We start from the raw sequence: 15,357 nt of genomic DNA on the forward strand, positions 1-15,357 counted from the left end.
ATGAAACCGTTTGTCCCGAGCGAAATCGAGGGACGTTGGGCGCTCCGCTCGGACGGACAGGATTGGAATGAGATGACCACGACCACTCGCATTCGCCCCGCCGCGCTGACGCTCACGCCTGGCGCCGAAAAGCGCATCGCCGATCTGATGGCGAACGCTCCGGAGGGCGCTATCGGCGTCAAGCTCTCGACGCCGCGCCGTGGCTGCTCAGGGCTGGCCTATTCGGTCGACTATGTCAGCGAAGCCAACAGCTTCGACGAGCGGATCGAGACTCCCGGCGGGTTGTTCTTCGTCGACGGCGGATCGATCCTCTATCTGATCGGATCGAAGATGGACTGGGTGGAGGATGATTTCACCGCCGGCTTCGTCTTCGAGAATCCCAATGCCAAGGGTGCATGCGGCTGCGGGGAAAGCTTCACCGTCTAACGCTCGGTCCATGGGGACCGCCATTGCCGCAGGCCGGCCCCTCGTCTACACGCCCGGCCTGTCATGGTCCCCGCGCTCGCCCATATCCGCAACTGGATCTTCGATCTGGATAATACGCTTTATCCGTCGTCGGCCGACCTGTTCGCGCTGATCGATGCGCGGATGGGTGAATATATCGGCGGACTGCTCGGCGTCGACCGGGTCGCGGCGCGCAAGGTGCAGAAGGGGTATTTCCACGCCCATGGCACCACCCTGGCCGGGCTGATGGCCGACCATCAGGTCGACCCGCACGAATTCCTCCGCTTCGTCCATGACGTGCCGATGGACCGGCTGGTTCCGGACGCCCGCGTGATCGACGGCATCGCCCGGCTGCCCGGACGCCGCATCGTCTTCACCAACGGCGATGCCAGCTATGCCGCGCGCGTGCTCGACAAGCTCGGCCTCCATGACCTGTTCGAGACCATCTACGACATCCATCGGCTCGACTATCGACCGAAGCCATATGCGGAGGGCTATGCACGGATGTGCGCGGCACTCGGCATCGCGGCGCCCGAATCGCTGTTCGTCGAGGATATGGCGCGCAATCTGGTGCCGGCAAAGGCGCTGGGGATGACGACCGTCTGGGTGAATAACGGATCGGAACAGGCCGGTGCCGACGCGCAGAACGATCTGATCGATTATGAAGTCGCCGATCTCGGCGATTGGCTGGACCATGTCCTTGAAGAGGGGGAATGAATGAGTTCTGACGTGCAGGCGGTGATCGAGGCTGCGTGGGACGCGCGCGACACCTTGGGTTTCGGCACCACGGGCGAGATCCGCGACGCGGTCGAGCATGCGCTGGCCGCGCTCGATGCGGGCGAAGCGCGCGTCGCCGAGAAGGTCGACGGCGAATGGACGGTCAATCAGTGGCTCAAGAAAGCCGTTCTGCTCTCCTTCCGCCTCAACGACAATGTCGTGATCGAGGGCCCGGGCGGTGCCAACTGGTTCGACAAGGTGCCCTCGAAATTCGCCGACTGGGGTGAGAATCGCTTTCGCGCCGCCGGCTTCCGCGCGGTGCCGGGCAGCGTCGTCCGCCGCGGCGCCTTCATCGACAAGGGCGTCGTGCTGATGCCCAGCTTCGTCAATATCGGCGCCTCTGTCGGCGAAGGCACGATGGTCGACACCTGGGCAACCGTGGGCAGCTGTGCACAGGTCGGCCGCAACGTCCACCTCTCGGGCGGTGTCGGGCTGGGCGGCGTGCTCGAACCGCTTCAGGCCAATCCGGTGATCATCGAGGATGATTGCTTCATCGGCGCGCGCTCCGAAGTCGTGGAAGGCGTGATCGTCGGCCAGGGCTCGGTGCTGTCGATGGGCGTATTCATCACCTCGACCACCAAGATCGTCGATCGCAACACCGGCGAGATCTTCGTCGGACAGGTTCCGCCCTATTCGGTGGTCGTGCCCGGCACGCTCCCGGGTCGGCCGCTGGCCGACGGTTCGCCGGGGCCGAGCCTGGCCTGCGCGGTGATCGTCAAGCGCGTCGATGCGCAGACCCGCGCCAAGACCGGCATCAACGAACTGTTGCGGGATTGACGGCGAGGCCCGGAAGAGGGGATCGTGCGCAACCATGACGCAGGGTCCTCTCATTCTCGACGATTTCATTCCCTATCGGCTCTCGATCGTCTCCAATGTGGTGAGCGAGATCATCGCCAGCGCCTATGAGGCGTTGTTCGGACTGCGGATCCCCGAATGGCGCCTGATCGCGGTGATCGCCGAGGAAGGGGAAGTGACGCAGCAGCATATCTGCGTACGGTCGCGCATGGACAAGGTGACGGTCAGCCGCGCCGCGATCGCGCTGGTCGATCGCGGGCTGATCGCGCGCAGCGCGCATCGTGTCGACCGTCGTTCGCACCTGCTGGCACTGACCGATCAGGGGCGGGCCCTCTATGCCGATGTCGCGCCCAAGGCGCTCGAGCTGGAGTCCCGGATCTTCCGCGATTTCAGCGAAGCCGAGCTGGCGGATTTCATGGCGACGCTTCGCCGTGTCGAGGCCGCAGCGCTGGACGTCGTCACGCCGGGCGCTGGCGCATGACCGTCGATTGCGATTATGATGATGCCGCAACGATGCAGCGGATGATGCCATTTTGACGCGGACGACGATCAAGGACGTTTCCGACGCTGCCGGCGTTTCGATCAAGACGGTGTCCCGCGTCCTCAACAAAGAGAAATATGTCAGCGAGGATACGCGGCTGCGCGTCGAGGCGGCGGTCGCACGGCTGAACTATCATCCCAGCCTCGCGGCGCGCACGCTGGCCGGGCGGCGGTCGTTCCAGATCGGGCTGATCCACGACAATCCCAATCCCTATTATATCTACAATATGCAGGCCGGGGTGGGGGCGCGCTGCCGCGAAGCGGGTTTCCGCATGATCGTCCAGCCCTGCGACATCCATTCGCCTGCCCTGATCGACGATATCGGCAGCCTGATCGACCAGGCGCAGCTCGACGGCATCATCCTGACGCCGCCCGTCGCCGATGCCGCGCCCGCGCTGGAGGAGCTCGAACGCCGGCGCATCCCGTTCGTGCGTGTCCAGCCGGGGACGGACCTGACCGCGACCTCCTCATCCTTCATCGACAATGTCCAGGCGGCGGACGACATGACCGCCTATCTGATCGGCCTTGGCCATCGCCGCATTGGGCTGGTGATGGGCCATGCCAATTATGTCGCGAGCGGCCAGCGGCTGACCGGCTATCGCCAGGCGCTCCAGCGCGCGGGCATCGGTTTCGATCCCGTGCTGGTCCAGGCCGGGCAATTCGATCTCCAATCGGGCTCGGCAGCAGCGGAAGCGTTGCTGGCGCTCGACCGGCCGCCGACCGCGATCTTCGCGAGCAGCGACGAGATGGCGGCGGGCGTGCTCGCCACCGCGCATCGCCTGGGCATCGCGGTGCCCGCTGCGCTTTCGGTCGCGGGCTTCGACGATACCGATCTTGCGCAAGTGGTCTGGCCGCCGCTCACCACCATCCGCCAACCGATCCGCGCGCTCGGCTATGCGGCTGCCGATCTGCTGCTGGCGTTCGACGAGCGTATCGAGCGGCGGCGGCTCGACCATGAATTGATCATCCGATCGTCAACCGCCCCGCCGGGCGGGGGATAGCTGCACCCATGTCCCGTTCGGGCTGAGCCTGAACGGAAGTGGTTTTCTAGCGGATCAGCGCAAACGCGCCGAGCGCGCTGAGCATCAGCGCGACCAGCGTCGCGGCCAGGATCACCAGCAACGGACGGGCGCCGGCGCGCAGCAGGCTGTCCATCGGCGAGCGGATCCCCGTCGCGGTCACCGCGCAGGCGAGCAATGCGGAGGCGCCGGTCTGCGCGACATTGCCGACCGACGCGGGCACGGTGATCAGCGAATTGACCGCGGCCAGCGCGAAGAAGCCGACGACGAACCAGGGCAATGCCGAAATCCCCACGCCGCCGCCCTTGTCGCGTGGGAAGAACATCGCGACCACGGCCAGCACGGGCGCGAGCATCGCGACGCGGGTGAGCTTGACGATCGCCGCGGTCTCGCCGGCATGCTCCGAAAAGGAATAGCCGGCGCCGAGCGCCTGCGCGACGTCGTGGATCGATGCCCCGATCATGAAGCCTGCCGCCGTATCGCCCAGCCCGGCCTGGTGCGCGATGATCGGATAGAGGAACATCGCGAAGGAACTCATCGCGGAGACGCCGACCAGCACCAAAGCGAGCTGCGCCTGGCTGATTCGCCGTTCGCCGAGCAGGGTCGCCAGCGCCATCGCGGCGGAGGCGCCACAGATCGCGACCGCACCGCCCGCAAGCGTGCCGAACGCGGCGCTGAAACCGAAGGCGCGCGCGGCGAGGATGCCCGCGCCCAGCGTCAGCCCGACGATCACGAGGATCGCGGCAAGCGCGGCCGGGCCCAGTTCGCCCATCTGGCCGAAGGTGACGCGCAGCCCGACCAGCACGATGCCAGCGCGCAGCAAGGTCCGCGATGCGAAGGCGAGGCCGGGGGCGAGTCGCTTGTCGGCATTGAGGAAATTGAGCGCCAGCCCGATGAGCAGCGCCATCAATGTCAGCGGCGCGCCATAATGATCGGAAAGATAGGCGGCGGCGAGCGTGGCGAAGGCGGTGACGATCAGCCCGGGGATATGGTCGCGCAGCCTTGGCGCGGTCGCGGGCTCGTAAAGCTCACCGTATAGATCGGCCACCGCCGGCAACGGTCGCTGCATCGCACTGTCCTTCACTGCCCGTTCCCCCGGCGGCCCTTTGCGGGACGCTGTGATTTAGCATTGTCACTTTGTCTATGACAGCGCTATCCTATGCCGACAAGTCGAGAAGGGATGAGGGGCATGACCAAGGCGGAGATGGCCGATCGCAGGCGGTGGCTGGTCGTCGGCCTGGTGTTCGTCGCGATCGTGCTCAACTATGTCGACCGCCAGATCCTCGCGCTGCTCAAACCCACGCTCCAGGCCGAATTCGACTGGAGCGACCGCGACTACAGCCATATGGCATCGGCCTTCCAATTCTCCGCCGCGCTCGCCTTTCTCGGCACCGGCTGGTTCATCGACAAAGTCGGGCTGCGCTGGGGATTCGCATTGGGCGTCGGCGTCTGGAGTCTGGCGGGCATGGCGCATGCCTTTGCCACGACGGTGGCAGGATTCATCACGTCGCGCGCCGTGCTTGGCGCCGCCGAATCGATCGGCACGCCCGCGGCGGTCAAGACCGCTGCCACCTATTTCAACGCGCGGGAGCGCTCGATCGCACTGGGCATCGGCGGGATCGCGCCCAATGTCGGCGCAATCCTGACGCCGCTGCTGATTCCGCTGATGGCTTTGGCGATGGGCTGGCAGGCGACCTTCCTGATCGCGGGCGGGCTCGGCCTGGTCTGGGTGGTGGTATGGCTGGCGGTGCGTTTGCCCGAACAGCCGGGTGCCGCAGCCGAAGCGGCCGCACCGAAAGTCCCGTGGCGATCGCTGCTGACCGATCGGCGCCAATGGGCGGTGATCCTCGCCAAGGCGCTGACCGATCAGGTCTGGTGGTTTCTACTCTTCTTCATGCCCGATCTGTTCCACCGGCTGTTCGGCTTGAGCCAGGGCACGCTCGGCCTGCCGGTCGCGCTCGTCTATTTCATGGCGGCGCTGGGCGGGCTCACCGGCGGTTATCTGCCTGCGCGGATGATGAAGGCGGGTAAAAGCCTCAACGCCGCGCGCAAGACGACGATGCTGATCTACGCGCTGCTGATCCTGCCGGTGCCGTTGCTCGTCCATGCCGAAAGCGCCTGGATCGCCGCGCTGATCCTCGGCCTCGCCTTGTTTGCGCATCAGGGTTTCTCGACCAACGTCTTCGGCCTGACCACCGACATCTTCCCTGCGCGCATCGTCGGTTCGGCGATCGGCATCGGCGCCTTTGCCGGCAATCTCAGCGGCATGGGCATGATCGAGTTCGCCGGCTGGTCGCTCGATGCCGGCCATGGCTATCTGCCGATGCTGCTGGTGTGCGCGGTGACCTATCTGCTCGCGCTGATGGCGGTCCAGCTGATCCTGCCCCGAATCGTCGCGGATGACGAGGATCTGCCGGGCGAAGCGCCGCCAATCCTCGCGCACTGAGATCCGAAAATGTGCATCCCCCTCTTTGCAAACAGACTGGATTATGTCATATGACAGCGATGTCAGATCGTCTTCCCCCACCGCCCGCAACGCTCCCGCTGGGCCGGAGCGGCCTTTCCGTTTCGCCGATCGCCTGGGGCATGTGGCGCTTCGCCGGCGACGATGTCGCCGCGGCGCAGGCACGCGTCGAAGCGGCGATGGAAGCCGGCGTGACGCTGTTCGACACCGCGGACATTTACGGTCCCGACAATGGCGAGCCGTTCGGTGCAGCGGAGGCTTTGCTCGGCCGTGTGTTCGCCGAGGCGCCTGGGCTGCGCGATTCGATGATACTCGCGACCAAGGGCGGCATCGTCATGGGCACGCCCTATGATTCGAGCGCATCCTATCTGGCGTCCGCGATCGATGCATCGCTGGCACGGCTGGGCGTCGAGCGTGTCGAGCTGTGGCAGATCCATCGTCCCGATATGCTGACGCACCCGCAGGAAGCGGCACGCGCACTCGAGGACGCCCACCGCGCGGGCAAGATCGCCGCGATCGGCGTGTCCAATCACAATGTGGCGCAGACAGCGGCGCTCGCGAAGTTTCTGACGCTTCCGTTGGCCAGCCATCAGCCCGAATTCTCGCCTCTGGCGCTCGGACCGCTCACCGACGGCGTGCTCGATCAGGCGATGGCGGAGGAAATGGCGGTGCTCGCCTGGTCGCCGCTCGGCGGCGGTCGCCTCGCAAAACCGCTCGACGATCATGTCCATGCCGTTGCCGCGCTGCTCGATGCCAAAGCCGAGGCCTATGGCGTGTCGCGCGCCGCCGCTGCCTATAGCTGGATCATGGCGCATCCCGCGCACCCGATCCCGATCGTGGGCACCCAGACGCCGGACCGGATCCGGGAGATACCACAGGCGCTGAAGCCCAGATGGACGCGCGCCGAATGGTACGCCGTTTTGCAGACATCGATGGGGGAGAGGCTGCCATGACCAAGGGCGCTTGCGAGATCAGCTGGTTTTCGGCCCTGTGCGACGATGATTACGAGTTTCTCGGCGTTCCCGACGCCAAACTCAAATCGAGCTGGGAGCATTGCCGCGATATCGTGATGCAAGCCGAAAGCGGCGGATTCGACAATATCCTGCTGCCCTCCGGCTATGCGCTGGGCATCGACACGACGGCCTTCGCGGCGGCGATCGCGACTCTGGTCAAGCGCATCCGCCTGCTAATGGCGGTCCGCATCGGCGAAACCTGGCCGCCGCAGCTTGCGCGCCAGATCGCGACGATCGACCGCATCCTGGGCGGCCGGTTGACCGTCAACATCATCTCGTCCGACATGCCGGGGGAAACGCTGGCATCGGCGCCGCGCTACGCCCGCACGGTCGAGGCGATGCATATCCTCAAGACTTTGCTCAATGGCGAAGCGCTCGACCATGACGGCGAGTTCTGGAAGCTCAAGCTCGATCCGCCGCGCATCGGCACCGTGTCAGGCAAGGCGCCGCAACTCTATTTCGGTGGTCTTTCCCCCGATGCGCGCGAAGCGGCGGCCAAGGGATGCGATGTCTATCTGATGTGGCCCGACCGGCAGGAGGCGGTTCGCGAGATCATCGCCGACATGACCGCGCGTGCGGCGAACCATGGCCGCACCCTGCGCTTCGGTTATCGCGCCCATGTCGTCGTGCGCGACACCGAGGCGGAGGCGCGTATCGCGGCCGACCGGTTGCTGTCGAAGCTCGACGCGCAGACCGGGGCGGCGATCAAGGCCAAGTCGCTCGATTCGACCTCGGCCGGGGTCAATGCGCAGGTCGCGTTGCGTGAAGCGGCGTCGGACGACGGCTATGCCGAGGAGAATCTATGGACCGGCATCGGCCGGGCCCGCTCGGGCTGCGGCGCCGCGATCGTCGGCGATCCCGATCAGGTGCTGGCAAAGCTCGAAAGCTATCGCGCCATGGGGATCGAGGCGTTCATCCTGTCGGGTTACCCCCATGCGGCGGAGGCCGACCTGTTCGCGCGCCATGTCCTGCCCAGGATCGATCACGGCCCGCTGGTTTAGGCAAAACCCGCCCTCCGCGTCATTGCGGTGATCAGTCGACCCAGTCCGCACGCAGCGGCTTCGCCGCCAGCGCCATGAGCAATGCGGCAAGCAGGTAGAAAACCAGCGCGATCAGCATCGCGATGCGCAACGCGCCGTCGCCATAGCCCGCGGTGAGCGCATCGGAGAGCGCACCCAGCGCGAACGTGCCGCCGCCGATCCCGACGAGATTGTTGATCAGCAGGAAGCTGGCCGATGCCGTCGCGCGCATTTCCGGCGGGACGAGATGCTGGACCGCGGTGATCACCGGACCGAGCCAGACATAGGCCAGCGCCTGCGGGATGATGAACAAGGCGAAAGCCAGGGCGACCGAGCCCGAGAGGATGCCCGCGGCGAAAAGCGGGACGGCGAGCAGAAAGGCGAGCGCGGGGATGCTTGCGAAACGCCCGCGATCGCGCGCGCCGAACCGGTCGCCGATCATGCCGCCGCCGAGCACGCCGGCGACGCCGCCGAGCAGCAGCACCCCGCCATAGAATTGCGACGTCTGGACAAGGTCGAGCCCGAAGCTGCGCTGGAGAAGCTGGGGAAACCAGAACGCGAAGCCATAGCCGAGCATCGAGCTCGATGCGGCGCCGAGCGCGAGCAGCCAGAAGCTGCGCTTCTTCGCAAGCATCGGAAACACCGCCTTGAGCGGAGTCGTCTGGGACGACTTCGGCGCGCGGGCGGGTTCGCGGACGATCAGGCGGAACAGCGGTGCGATGACGACCCCGGCAAGGCCGACCGCGACAAAGGCGGTGCGCCAGTCGACCCTGGCCGCGATATAGCCGCCGAACATGACGCCGAGCGCTGCGCCCAATGGAATGCCGAGCGAATAGACCGCCAGCGCGCGGGCGCGTTCGCGCGGCGGGAAATAATCGGCGATCAATGCATAGGACGGCGCGACGCCGCCCGCTTCGCCCACACCGACGCCGAGCCGCGCGAGGAAGAGTTGCCAGAAGCTCGTCGCCATGCCGCACAAGGCGGTGAAGCCGCTCCACACCGCGAGCGATCCGGTGATGACCCAGGTGCGGCTGGTGCGGTCGGCCAGCAATGCGAGCGGGACCGCCAGCGTCGAATAAAGCACGGCGAAGGCGATGCCGCCGAGTACGCCGAGCTGCGTATCGGTCAGCTTCAGCTCGGCCTTGATCGGGCCTGCGAGGATGCCGAGGATCTGCCGGTCGACGAAATTGAAGGTGTAGACCAGCAACAGCATCGCCAGCACGGCGAAACGATAGCGGGAAATGCCCTCTCCCCCTTGCGGGGAAGAGGGCAGGGAGTCCGGCATGGGGGCGGAAAAGGAAGCGCTGGAGTCCGTATCGGTCACGTGACGCTTTCCCTTCCCCGCCTCTCCCCGCCGGCGGAGGGAGAGGCTGACCTGATCAGAATTTCAGAAATCAGAATTTGAGGCCCAGCGTCACGAACAGCTGGCGCGGATTGCCGTAAAAGGCGGTCGCGATGCCCTCACGGCCGAGCGATGGCGTGATGTTGCCGGCCGCATTGATGATAGGCTGGCCGGTGACCGGGTCGCTCGTCGCGAACTGATAGCCCGAGGTGATGTATCTCTTGTCGGTGATGTTCTTGGCGTGGAGCCCGATCGAGTAGCGATCCCCGTCCGAATTCCACACCAGGCTCGCATCGAGCAGCGCATAGCCGGGCTGGTCGAGAAAGGGGCTGGGGGTTTCGAACTGGGTGGTGCGGCTGCGATAGGACAAGGTGGTCGATGCGTTGATCATGCCCGATGCTGCGGCAAAACTGGCGCCGAGCGTTGCCGAGCCCGTCCATTTCGGCGTGTTCTGGATCTTGCGGAAATCGGAAACGTCGACTGCCTTGCCCGCGATGATCGTGTCGAAACGATCATATTTGGCATCGATATAGCCGAGCGTGCCGGACAGGGTGATCTGCGATCCCGCGCCTGCAAAACCGCGAGCGAAGCGCGCGGTCGCCTCAGCCTCGACACCCTTGAAACTGGCTGCCGCGGCGTTGGTGGTGACGCCGGCGAATCCCTCATAGACGCCATCATTATTGGCATCGACACCGACCGATCCGGGGATCTGCACATTCTTGTAATCGGCATAGAAGCCGGTGAGCGCGAAGGTCAGCGCGCGATCGAAGGCCGATCCCTTGATGCCGATCTCGTAGCTGTCGACTTCCTCGGGCTCGAACAGGAAGAAGTCGTAGATCTCCTGATAGCTGGGAGGGCCGGCGACGCCATCGGTGTTGGGCGTGATGTTCGCGCTGCCGCGCGGATCGAAGCCGCCGCCCTTGAAGCCCTTGGCATAGGATGCATAGACCATCAGGTCCCGGCTTGGCTTGAAATTGATCGAGGCGCGGGGCGTGAATTTCTCGAAGGTCGCCTTGCCGCGGAAATCGGTGATCGGCGCGCCGAGCCCGGTACCCGTGCCGCCGAAGATCGGATCGGCACCGCCCAGGCGGTTCTGCTTGAAGATATAGGAATTGCGCGTGTCGCGGGTGAAGCGGCCGCCGGCCGAGATGCTTACCCAATCGGTCAGATCATAGGTGAAGTCGCCGAACACCGACCAGGTGTCGGTGCGGACGTCGCCGCGAGTCTGCTGTCCGAAACCGCCGGCGAGCGGAACGCCGATCAGCGGCCCGGTGGTCGCGAGCACCACGTCGAACAGCGTCGCCGCCTTGGCATCCAGATAATAGAAGCCGACCAGGCCGTTGAGCTTGTCGCTTTCGTAGAGCAGCTGGAATTCCTGGCTGATCTGTTCGTTGCGATAGACCGCAGGAACATCGACATCGACCGTCGGCAAGGCGTCGAAATCGATCGGTGTGAAGCTGGTATCCTTGCGCCATGCCGAGATGCTGCGCAGCGTCACCGCGTCCGACAGCTGCGCCGAGATGTTCATCGCGAGACCATAGGCCTCCACATCCTGCTTCGGCCTGTTGAGCCCGGCGCGCGTGTCATAGACATCATCGAGCACCGGCGCGCCCGAGAACAGACCGGGGATCAGCCGGTGGCCGTTGCGCGGATCGGATTTGTCGCGAGTATAATCGCCCGAAATGCGGATCAGGAAACGGTCGTCGGGCGATCCGAACTCGACGGTGCCGCGCCCGGCCCAGACGTCCTTGTTGTAATTCTCAAGCCCCGGAATGTTGAGATTGTCGCCAAAACCGCCGCGCGACAGCCGCGCCAGCGATCCACCGATCCGCAGCATGTCGCCGATCGGTGCGCTGACGGTGAGGACTCCGTCGGCCTGATCGTAGCTGCCATAGGTGGCGCGCAGCTTGACCTGGAAATCGTCGGGCAGGCGCTTGGTGACATATTTGATCGCGCCGCCGATCGTGTTGCGGCCGTAAAGCGTACCCTGCGGCCCGCGCAGCACTTCGATGCGTTCGACGTCGTAGATGTCGAGCACCGCGGCCTGGGGACGATTGAGATAGACATCGTCGAGATAGATGCCGACGCCCGCCTCGAAACCGGGCACCGGATCCTGCTGGCCGACGCCGCGGATGAAGGCGGTCAGCGTGTTGTTGGTGCCGCGCGAATTCTCGAGCGTGGTGTTGGGCGTGACGTTGGCGAGATCGGTGATGTCGATCGCACCCGCGCGTTCGAGCTGCGCGCCCGAAAAGGCGGTGACCGCGATCGGCACGTCGAGCAGGCTTTCCTCACGGCGACGCGCGGTGACGACGATGTCGCCGCTATCCTCTTCGGCAGCCGCTTCGGGCGCCGCGGCGTCCTGGGCGAAGGCGGGTTGCGCCGACAGCGCGGCGAGGGCGGCGCCCAGGCTGAACAGGGTGCGGCTGGACAGATTGATACGGGACATGGCTTTCACTCCTCCCCAAGACAAATGGCTCGACCTCTGGTGGGTTGTGCCGGTTCGAAACGGGCCTATACTGAAACCTGAACCAAGTTTCAACTTGGGTTGAAGACGGGAGGAAAAAATGTCGGGCGAGCGTAGCGCCAAGGACACAGTGGGGACGTCGCCCACCAGCGAAGCGAAGACGCCGCGTACCGAGCGTGGGCGCAGGACGCTGCGCACGATTCTCGACGCGGCGGCGGTGGAATTCGGAGAAAAGGGCTTTCACGACGGTTCGATCAGCGGGATCACGAGCCGGGCCGGCGTGGCGCTGGGCAGTTTCTACACCTATTTCGATTCGAAGGACGAAGTGTTCCGCGCGCTGGTGCGCGACATGAGCGCGCAGGTGCGCGACCATGTCGGCCCGCGCGTACAGGCCGCGACCGACGAGATCGACGCCGAACGGATCGGCCTCGAATCCTTCCTGACCTTCGTGCGCGAGCATAAGGAGATCTATCGGATCATCGACGAATCGGAATTCGTCGATCCCGACAGCTATCGCCAGCATTATGCGAGTTCGGTCGAACGCATCGCCAAACGCCTGCAGGCCGGCGCCGCACGCGGCGAGGTCCGCGCCGATGTCGGGGAGGTTCATGCCTGGGCCGTGATGGGAATGAACGTGTTCCTCGGCCTGCGCTACGGCGTCTGGGACGAGGATGTCAGCCCCGAAGACGTCGCGGCGACGGCGAACGAGATTCTGAGAAAGGGCCTGGCGCCGAACTAAAAAATCCTCCCTGAAGGGGAGGGGGACCGTCCGAAGGACGGTGGAGGGGTTGGGCGACGCAGTCGCCGCTGTCGCGGCTCACCCCTCCACCGTGCCTAACGGCATGGTCCCCCTCCCCTTCAGGGAGGATTATACTGTTACGATTTCGGCGAGTATCCGGTCGAGCACGGGCATGCCCGTGTCGGTGACGGTCAGCCGGTTGCCGTCCGTCCTCAGCAGGCCCTGCGCCGACAAATGCGCGACCGCGTTGCCGTCCACCAGCGCGCTCTGCGCGATGCCGCTCTGCGCGGCGATGCGGGCAAGGTCGACGCCTTCGGCCAGTCTCAGTCCCATCAGCAGCGCCTCCGCGGCGCGCTCGGCCGCGACGAGCGGCGTCTCGCTCTCGGTGCCGTGGCCGTTCCGTTCGACCGCCGACATCCAATTCTCCGGCTTCTTGCGCCGGATCGTCGCAAGGCCGTTGCGGCGCCCATGCGCGCCGGGGCCGACACCGGCATAGTCGCCATAGCGCCAATAGGTCAGATTGTGCCGGCTCTCCGAACCTGATCGGGCATGGTTGGAGATCTCATAGGCCGGCAGCCCTGCATCGGCGGTCAGCGCACGCGTCGCCTCGAACAGGTCGGCGCCGAGATCGGGATCGACCGGATCGAGCCGGCCCTGGGCGGCCAAAGTCGCGAAGCGCGTGCCGGGTTCGATGGTGAGCTGGTAGAGCGAGAGATGTTCGGTGCCGAAGCTGAGCGCGCGGGTCAGTTCGGCCTCCCAATCGCCAAGCGACTGGCCCGGCCGGGCATAAATCAGGTCGAAGCTGACGCGTGCGAACGCCGCCTGTGCGGTGTCGAGTGCGGCCAGACCCTCGGCGACGCCATGGGCGCGGCCGAGAAAGACGAGGGCTTCGTCGTCGAGCGCCTGAAGGCCGAGCGAGACGCGATTGACTCCGGCCTGCGCCAGATCGCCGAAACGCGCCGCCTCGACCGAGGATGGATTGGCCTCCAGCGTGATCTCGATATCGTCCGCTACCGTCCAATGGCCGGCGGCCGCGTCGATCAGCGCGGCGACGGTATCGGGGGGCATCAATGACGGCGTGCCGCCGCCGAAGAAGATCGAGCCAAGCGTCCGGCCCGGCGTCAGCGCGGCTTCATGCGCAAGATCGGCCAGCAGCGCCGTGCGCCACGCCGGCTGGTCGACCGACTCGCGGACGTGGCTGTTGAAATCGCAATAGGGGCATTTGGAGACGCAGAACGGCCAATGGACATAAAGGGCGAGTGGCCCGGCCTGCGCACCGTCGGGGCGGGGCTCGCTCAGAAGATCGCCGCCACGAGCTTCGCAAAGGCATCGGCGCGATGGCTCATCCCATGCTTGGCTTCGGGCTCCATCTCGCCGAACGTCTGTTCGTGGCCGAGCGGCTGGAAGACGGGATCGTAGCCGAAGCCCTGCGTGCCGCGTGGCGGCCACACGAGCACGCCGTCGACGCGCCCTTCGAAGCTTTCGATATGGCCGTCGGGCCAGGCAAGCGCGAGCGCACATACGAAATGCGCGTCGCGTCCGGCGTCTTCGCCAGCCTGTTCCAGCTTCTGTTCGACAAGCCGCATCGCGTCACCGAAATCGCGCTTCGGCCCCGCCCAGCGTGCGGAGAAGATGCCGGGCTCTCCGCCCAGCGCTTCGACGCAGAGGCCGCTATCGTCGGCGAGCGCCGGCAAGCCCGAAAGATCGGCCGCCTGGCGCGCCTTCAATTCGGCATTGGCGATGAAAGTCGTGCCGGTTTCTTCGGGTTCGGGCAGGTCGAGCGCCGCGGCCGAGACCGGTTCCACGCCATGACCCGCGAGCAAGGCCGCGATCTCGCGGACCTTGCCTTCATTATGGCTGGCCACGACCAGCTTGCCGGGGCCGAGCTTGCGGATGGCCTGCGGCGCGATCGTCATGCCGCGCGCCCGGTCGCCACCGCCTGTGCCGCGAAGATCTCGCGGCACCCGATCCGCGCGAGGCGCAGAAGGCGCAGCAGCGCTTCCTCGTCATAGGTTTCGCCTTCGGCAGTTGCCTGCGCCTCGGCGATGTTGCCGTCTTCGGTCAGCACGAAATTGGCATCGGCGCCGGCGTTCGAATCTTCGATATAGTCGAGGTCGAGCACGGGCACGCCCTGATGGATGCCGCACGAAATCGCGGCGACCTTCTGCCGGATCGGATCGACCTCGATCAGCTTGCGCTCCATCAGCGAATCGATCGCCAGCCGCAGCGCCACCCAGGCGCCCGAGATCGACGCGGTGCGCGTGCCGCCATCGGCCTGGATCACGTCGCAGTCGAGCGTGATCTGACGCTCACCGAGTGCCTTCAGATCGACCACAGCGCGCAGCGAACGGCCGATTAGCCGCTGAATTTCCTGCGTACGGCCGGATTGCTTGCCCTTGGCGGCTTCGCGATTGCCGCGGGTATGGGTGGCGCGGGGCAGCATGCCGTATTCGGCGGTCACCCAACCCTCACCCTTGCCGCGCAACCAGGGCGGCAGGCGTTCCTCGACCGACGCGGTCACCAGCACCTTGGTGTCGCCGAAGCCGATCAGGCACGATCCCTCCGCATGCCGGGTGAAGCGGGGTTCGATCGTGATGGCACGCATCTGATCGGGCGCGCGGCCTGAGGGGCGCATTCGGGTCTCCTGGAAAATGACGGTTCGCGGCGGGCCTTAGACCGGCTGGGGCATGCAATCCAGTCATTCTGCTTTCCAAGGGTCGGCAAGTGGATAGACTGGCGCC

The 15,357-nt window shown here is 65.7% G+C and carries 15 protein-coding genes; 9 read left to right on the forward strand and 6 right to left on the reverse strand.

Annotated elements, in window-relative coordinates; genetic code table 11:
• The first annotated feature begins 72 nt into the window (after positions 1–72).
• From AC3WN8_RS05215 to AC3WN8_RS05235, 5 genes are all read left to right on the forward strand, one after another.
• Positions 73–426, forward strand: a complete 354-nt coding sequence (locus tag AC3WN8_RS05215) for a HesB/IscA family protein (protein WP_492668329.1) — start codon at positions 73–75, stop codon at positions 424–426.
• A 63-nt stretch (positions 427–489) separates the two neighbouring features.
• Positions 490–1,161: a pyrimidine 5'-nucleotidase gene (locus tag AC3WN8_RS05220; RefSeq protein WP_492668330.1), complete on the forward strand. Its 672-nt coding sequence runs from the start codon at positions 490–492 to the stop codon at positions 1,159–1,161.
• Positions 1,162–1,998 (forward strand): 2,3,4,5-tetrahydropyridine-2,6-dicarboxylate N-succinyltransferase, encoded by an 837-nt coding sequence (gene dapD, locus AC3WN8_RS05225; RefSeq protein ID WP_492668331.1) that lies wholly within the window; start codon positions 1,162–1,164, stop codon positions 1,996–1,998. It begins immediately after the preceding gene.
• 34 nt (positions 1,999–2,032) lie between these two features.
• Complete coding sequence (locus tag AC3WN8_RS05230; protein ID WP_492668332.1) at positions 2,033–2,497, forward strand: MarR family winged helix-turn-helix transcriptional regulator; 465 nt, start codon at positions 2,033–2,035, stop codon at positions 2,495–2,497.
• 52 nt (positions 2,498–2,549) lie between these two features.
• Positions 2,550–3,557: a LacI family DNA-binding transcriptional regulator gene (locus AC3WN8_RS05235; protein WP_492668333.1), complete on the forward strand. Its 1,008-nt coding sequence runs from the start codon at positions 2,550–2,552 to the stop codon at positions 3,555–3,557.
• Positions 3,558–3,603: 46 nt separating this feature from the next.
• Here AC3WN8_RS05235 and AC3WN8_RS05240 read toward each other — a convergent pair whose 3' ends face one another.
• Positions 3,604–4,644 carry a YeiH family protein gene (locus AC3WN8_RS05240; protein WP_492668334.1) on the reverse strand — a complete coding sequence of 347 codons (1,041 nt, stop codon included), beginning with the start codon at positions 4,642–4,644 and terminating at the stop codon, positions 3,604–3,606.
• A 120-nt stretch (positions 4,645–4,764) separates the two neighbouring features.
• Here AC3WN8_RS05240 and AC3WN8_RS05245 point away from each other — a divergent pair, with 120 nt between their 5' ends.
• The 3 genes from AC3WN8_RS05245 to AC3WN8_RS05255 are packed head-to-tail and all read left to right on the forward strand — an operon-like array spanning position 4,765 to position 8,053.
• Positions 4,765–6,021, forward strand: coding sequence for an MFS transporter (locus tag AC3WN8_RS05245; protein ID WP_492668335.1), 1,257 nt, complete (start codon positions 4,765–4,767; stop codon positions 6,019–6,021).
• A 59-nt stretch (positions 6,022–6,080) separates the two neighbouring features.
• A complete protein-coding gene (locus AC3WN8_RS05250; protein ID WP_492668434.1) occupies positions 6,081–6,992 on the forward strand; it encodes an aldo/keto reductase in 912 nt (303 codons plus the stop codon).
• A complete protein-coding gene (locus tag AC3WN8_RS05255; protein WP_492668336.1) occupies positions 6,989–8,053 on the forward strand; it encodes an LLM class flavin-dependent oxidoreductase in 1,065 nt (354 codons plus the stop codon). Before AC3WN8_RS05250 ends, AC3WN8_RS05255 begins: the two co-directional genes overlap by 4 nt.
• A 31-nt stretch (positions 8,054–8,084) precedes the next feature.
• Here AC3WN8_RS05255 and AC3WN8_RS05260 read toward each other — a convergent pair whose 3' ends face one another.
• On the reverse strand, positions 8,085–9,284 hold the full coding sequence (locus AC3WN8_RS05260) for a spinster family MFS transporter (protein WP_492668435.1): 1,200 nt from the start codon (positions 9,282–9,284) through the stop codon (positions 8,085–8,087).
• A gap of 181 nt (positions 9,285–9,465) precedes the next feature.
• Positions 9,466–11,859, reverse strand: coding sequence for a TonB-dependent receptor (locus tag AC3WN8_RS05265; RefSeq protein WP_492668337.1), 2,394 nt, complete (start codon positions 11,857–11,859; stop codon positions 9,466–9,468).
• Between the two features lie 118 nt (positions 11,860–11,977).
• Between AC3WN8_RS05265 and AC3WN8_RS05270 the strand changes: the two genes are divergently transcribed.
• Entirely contained in the window at positions 11,978–12,616 is a 639-nt protein-coding gene (locus AC3WN8_RS05270; protein WP_492668338.1) for a TetR/AcrR family transcriptional regulator, read from the forward strand.
• 129 nt (positions 12,617–12,745) lie between these two features.
• Here the strand turns inward: AC3WN8_RS05270 and hemW are convergent, their stop codons facing one another.
• The 3 genes from hemW to rph are packed head-to-tail and all read right to left on the reverse strand — an operon-like array spanning position 12,746 to position 15,251.
• Complete coding sequence (hemW, locus tag AC3WN8_RS05275) at positions 12,746–13,915, reverse strand: radical SAM family heme chaperone HemW (protein ID WP_492668436.1); 1,170 nt, start codon at positions 13,913–13,915, stop codon at positions 12,746–12,748.
• Positions 13,912–14,532 carry an RdgB/HAM1 family non-canonical purine NTP pyrophosphatase gene (gene rdgB / locus AC3WN8_RS05280; protein WP_492668339.1) on the reverse strand — a complete coding sequence of 207 codons (621 nt, stop codon included), beginning with the start codon at positions 14,530–14,532 and terminating at the stop codon, positions 13,912–13,914. Before rdgB ends, hemW begins: the two co-directional genes overlap by 4 nt.
• The gene (gene rph, locus AC3WN8_RS05285) at positions 14,529–15,251 is read right to left on the reverse strand and encodes a ribonuclease PH (protein ID WP_492668340.1); all 723 of its coding nucleotides are present in this window, start codon (positions 15,249–15,251) and stop codon (positions 14,529–14,531) included. Before rph ends, rdgB begins: the two co-directional genes overlap by 4 nt.
• Positions 15,252–15,357 lie beyond the last annotated feature (106 nt).

Source organism: Sphingobium sp. FW305-3-2-15-F-TSA7 (assembly GCF_058787155.1).

Bases quoted from the DNA above. Each gene is read 5' to 3' on its own strand.
- AC3WN8_RS05215 (WP_492668329.1), top strand. From the start codon at position 73: ATGACCACGACCACTCGCATTCGCCCCGCCGCGCTGACGCTCACGCCT.
- AC3WN8_RS05220 (WP_492668330.1), top strand. From the start codon at position 490: ATGGTCCCCGCGCTCGCCCATATCCGCAACTGGATCTTCGATCTGGAT.
- dapD (WP_492668331.1), top strand. From the start codon at position 1,162: ATGAGTTCTGACGTGCAGGCGGTGATCGAGGCTGCGTGGGACGCGCGC.
- AC3WN8_RS05230 (WP_492668332.1), top strand. From the start codon at position 2,033: ATGACGCAGGGTCCTCTCATTCTCGACGATTTCATTCCCTATCGGCTC.
- AC3WN8_RS05240 (WP_492668334.1), bottom strand. From the start codon at position 4,644: ATGCAGCGACCGTTGCCGGCGGTGGCCGATCTATACGGTGAGCTTTAC.
- AC3WN8_RS05245 (WP_492668335.1), top strand. From the start codon at position 4,765: ATGACCAAGGCGGAGATGGCCGATCGCAGGCGGTGGCTGGTCGTCGGC.
- AC3WN8_RS05250 (WP_492668434.1), top strand. From the start codon at position 6,081: ATGTCAGATCGTCTTCCCCCACCGCCCGCAACGCTCCCGCTGGGCCGG.
- AC3WN8_RS05255 (WP_492668336.1), top strand. From the start codon at position 6,989: ATGACCAAGGGCGCTTGCGAGATCAGCTGGTTTTCGGCCCTGTGCGAC.
- AC3WN8_RS05260 (WP_492668435.1), bottom strand. From the start codon at position 9,284: ATGCTGTTGCTGGTCTACACCTTCAATTTCGTCGACCGGCAGATCCTC.
- AC3WN8_RS05265 (WP_492668337.1), bottom strand. From the start codon at position 11,859: ATGTCCCGTATCAATCTGTCCAGCCGCACCCTGTTCAGCCTGGGCGCC.
- AC3WN8_RS05270 (WP_492668338.1), top strand. From the start codon at position 11,978: ATGTCGGGCGAGCGTAGCGCCAAGGACACAGTGGGGACGTCGCCCACC.
- rdgB (WP_492668339.1), bottom strand. From the start codon at position 14,532: ATGACGATCGCGCCGCAGGCCATCCGCAAGCTCGGCCCCGGCAAGCTG.
- rph (WP_492668340.1), bottom strand. From the start codon at position 15,251: ATGCGCCCCTCAGGCCGCGCGCCCGATCAGATGCGTGCCATCACGATC.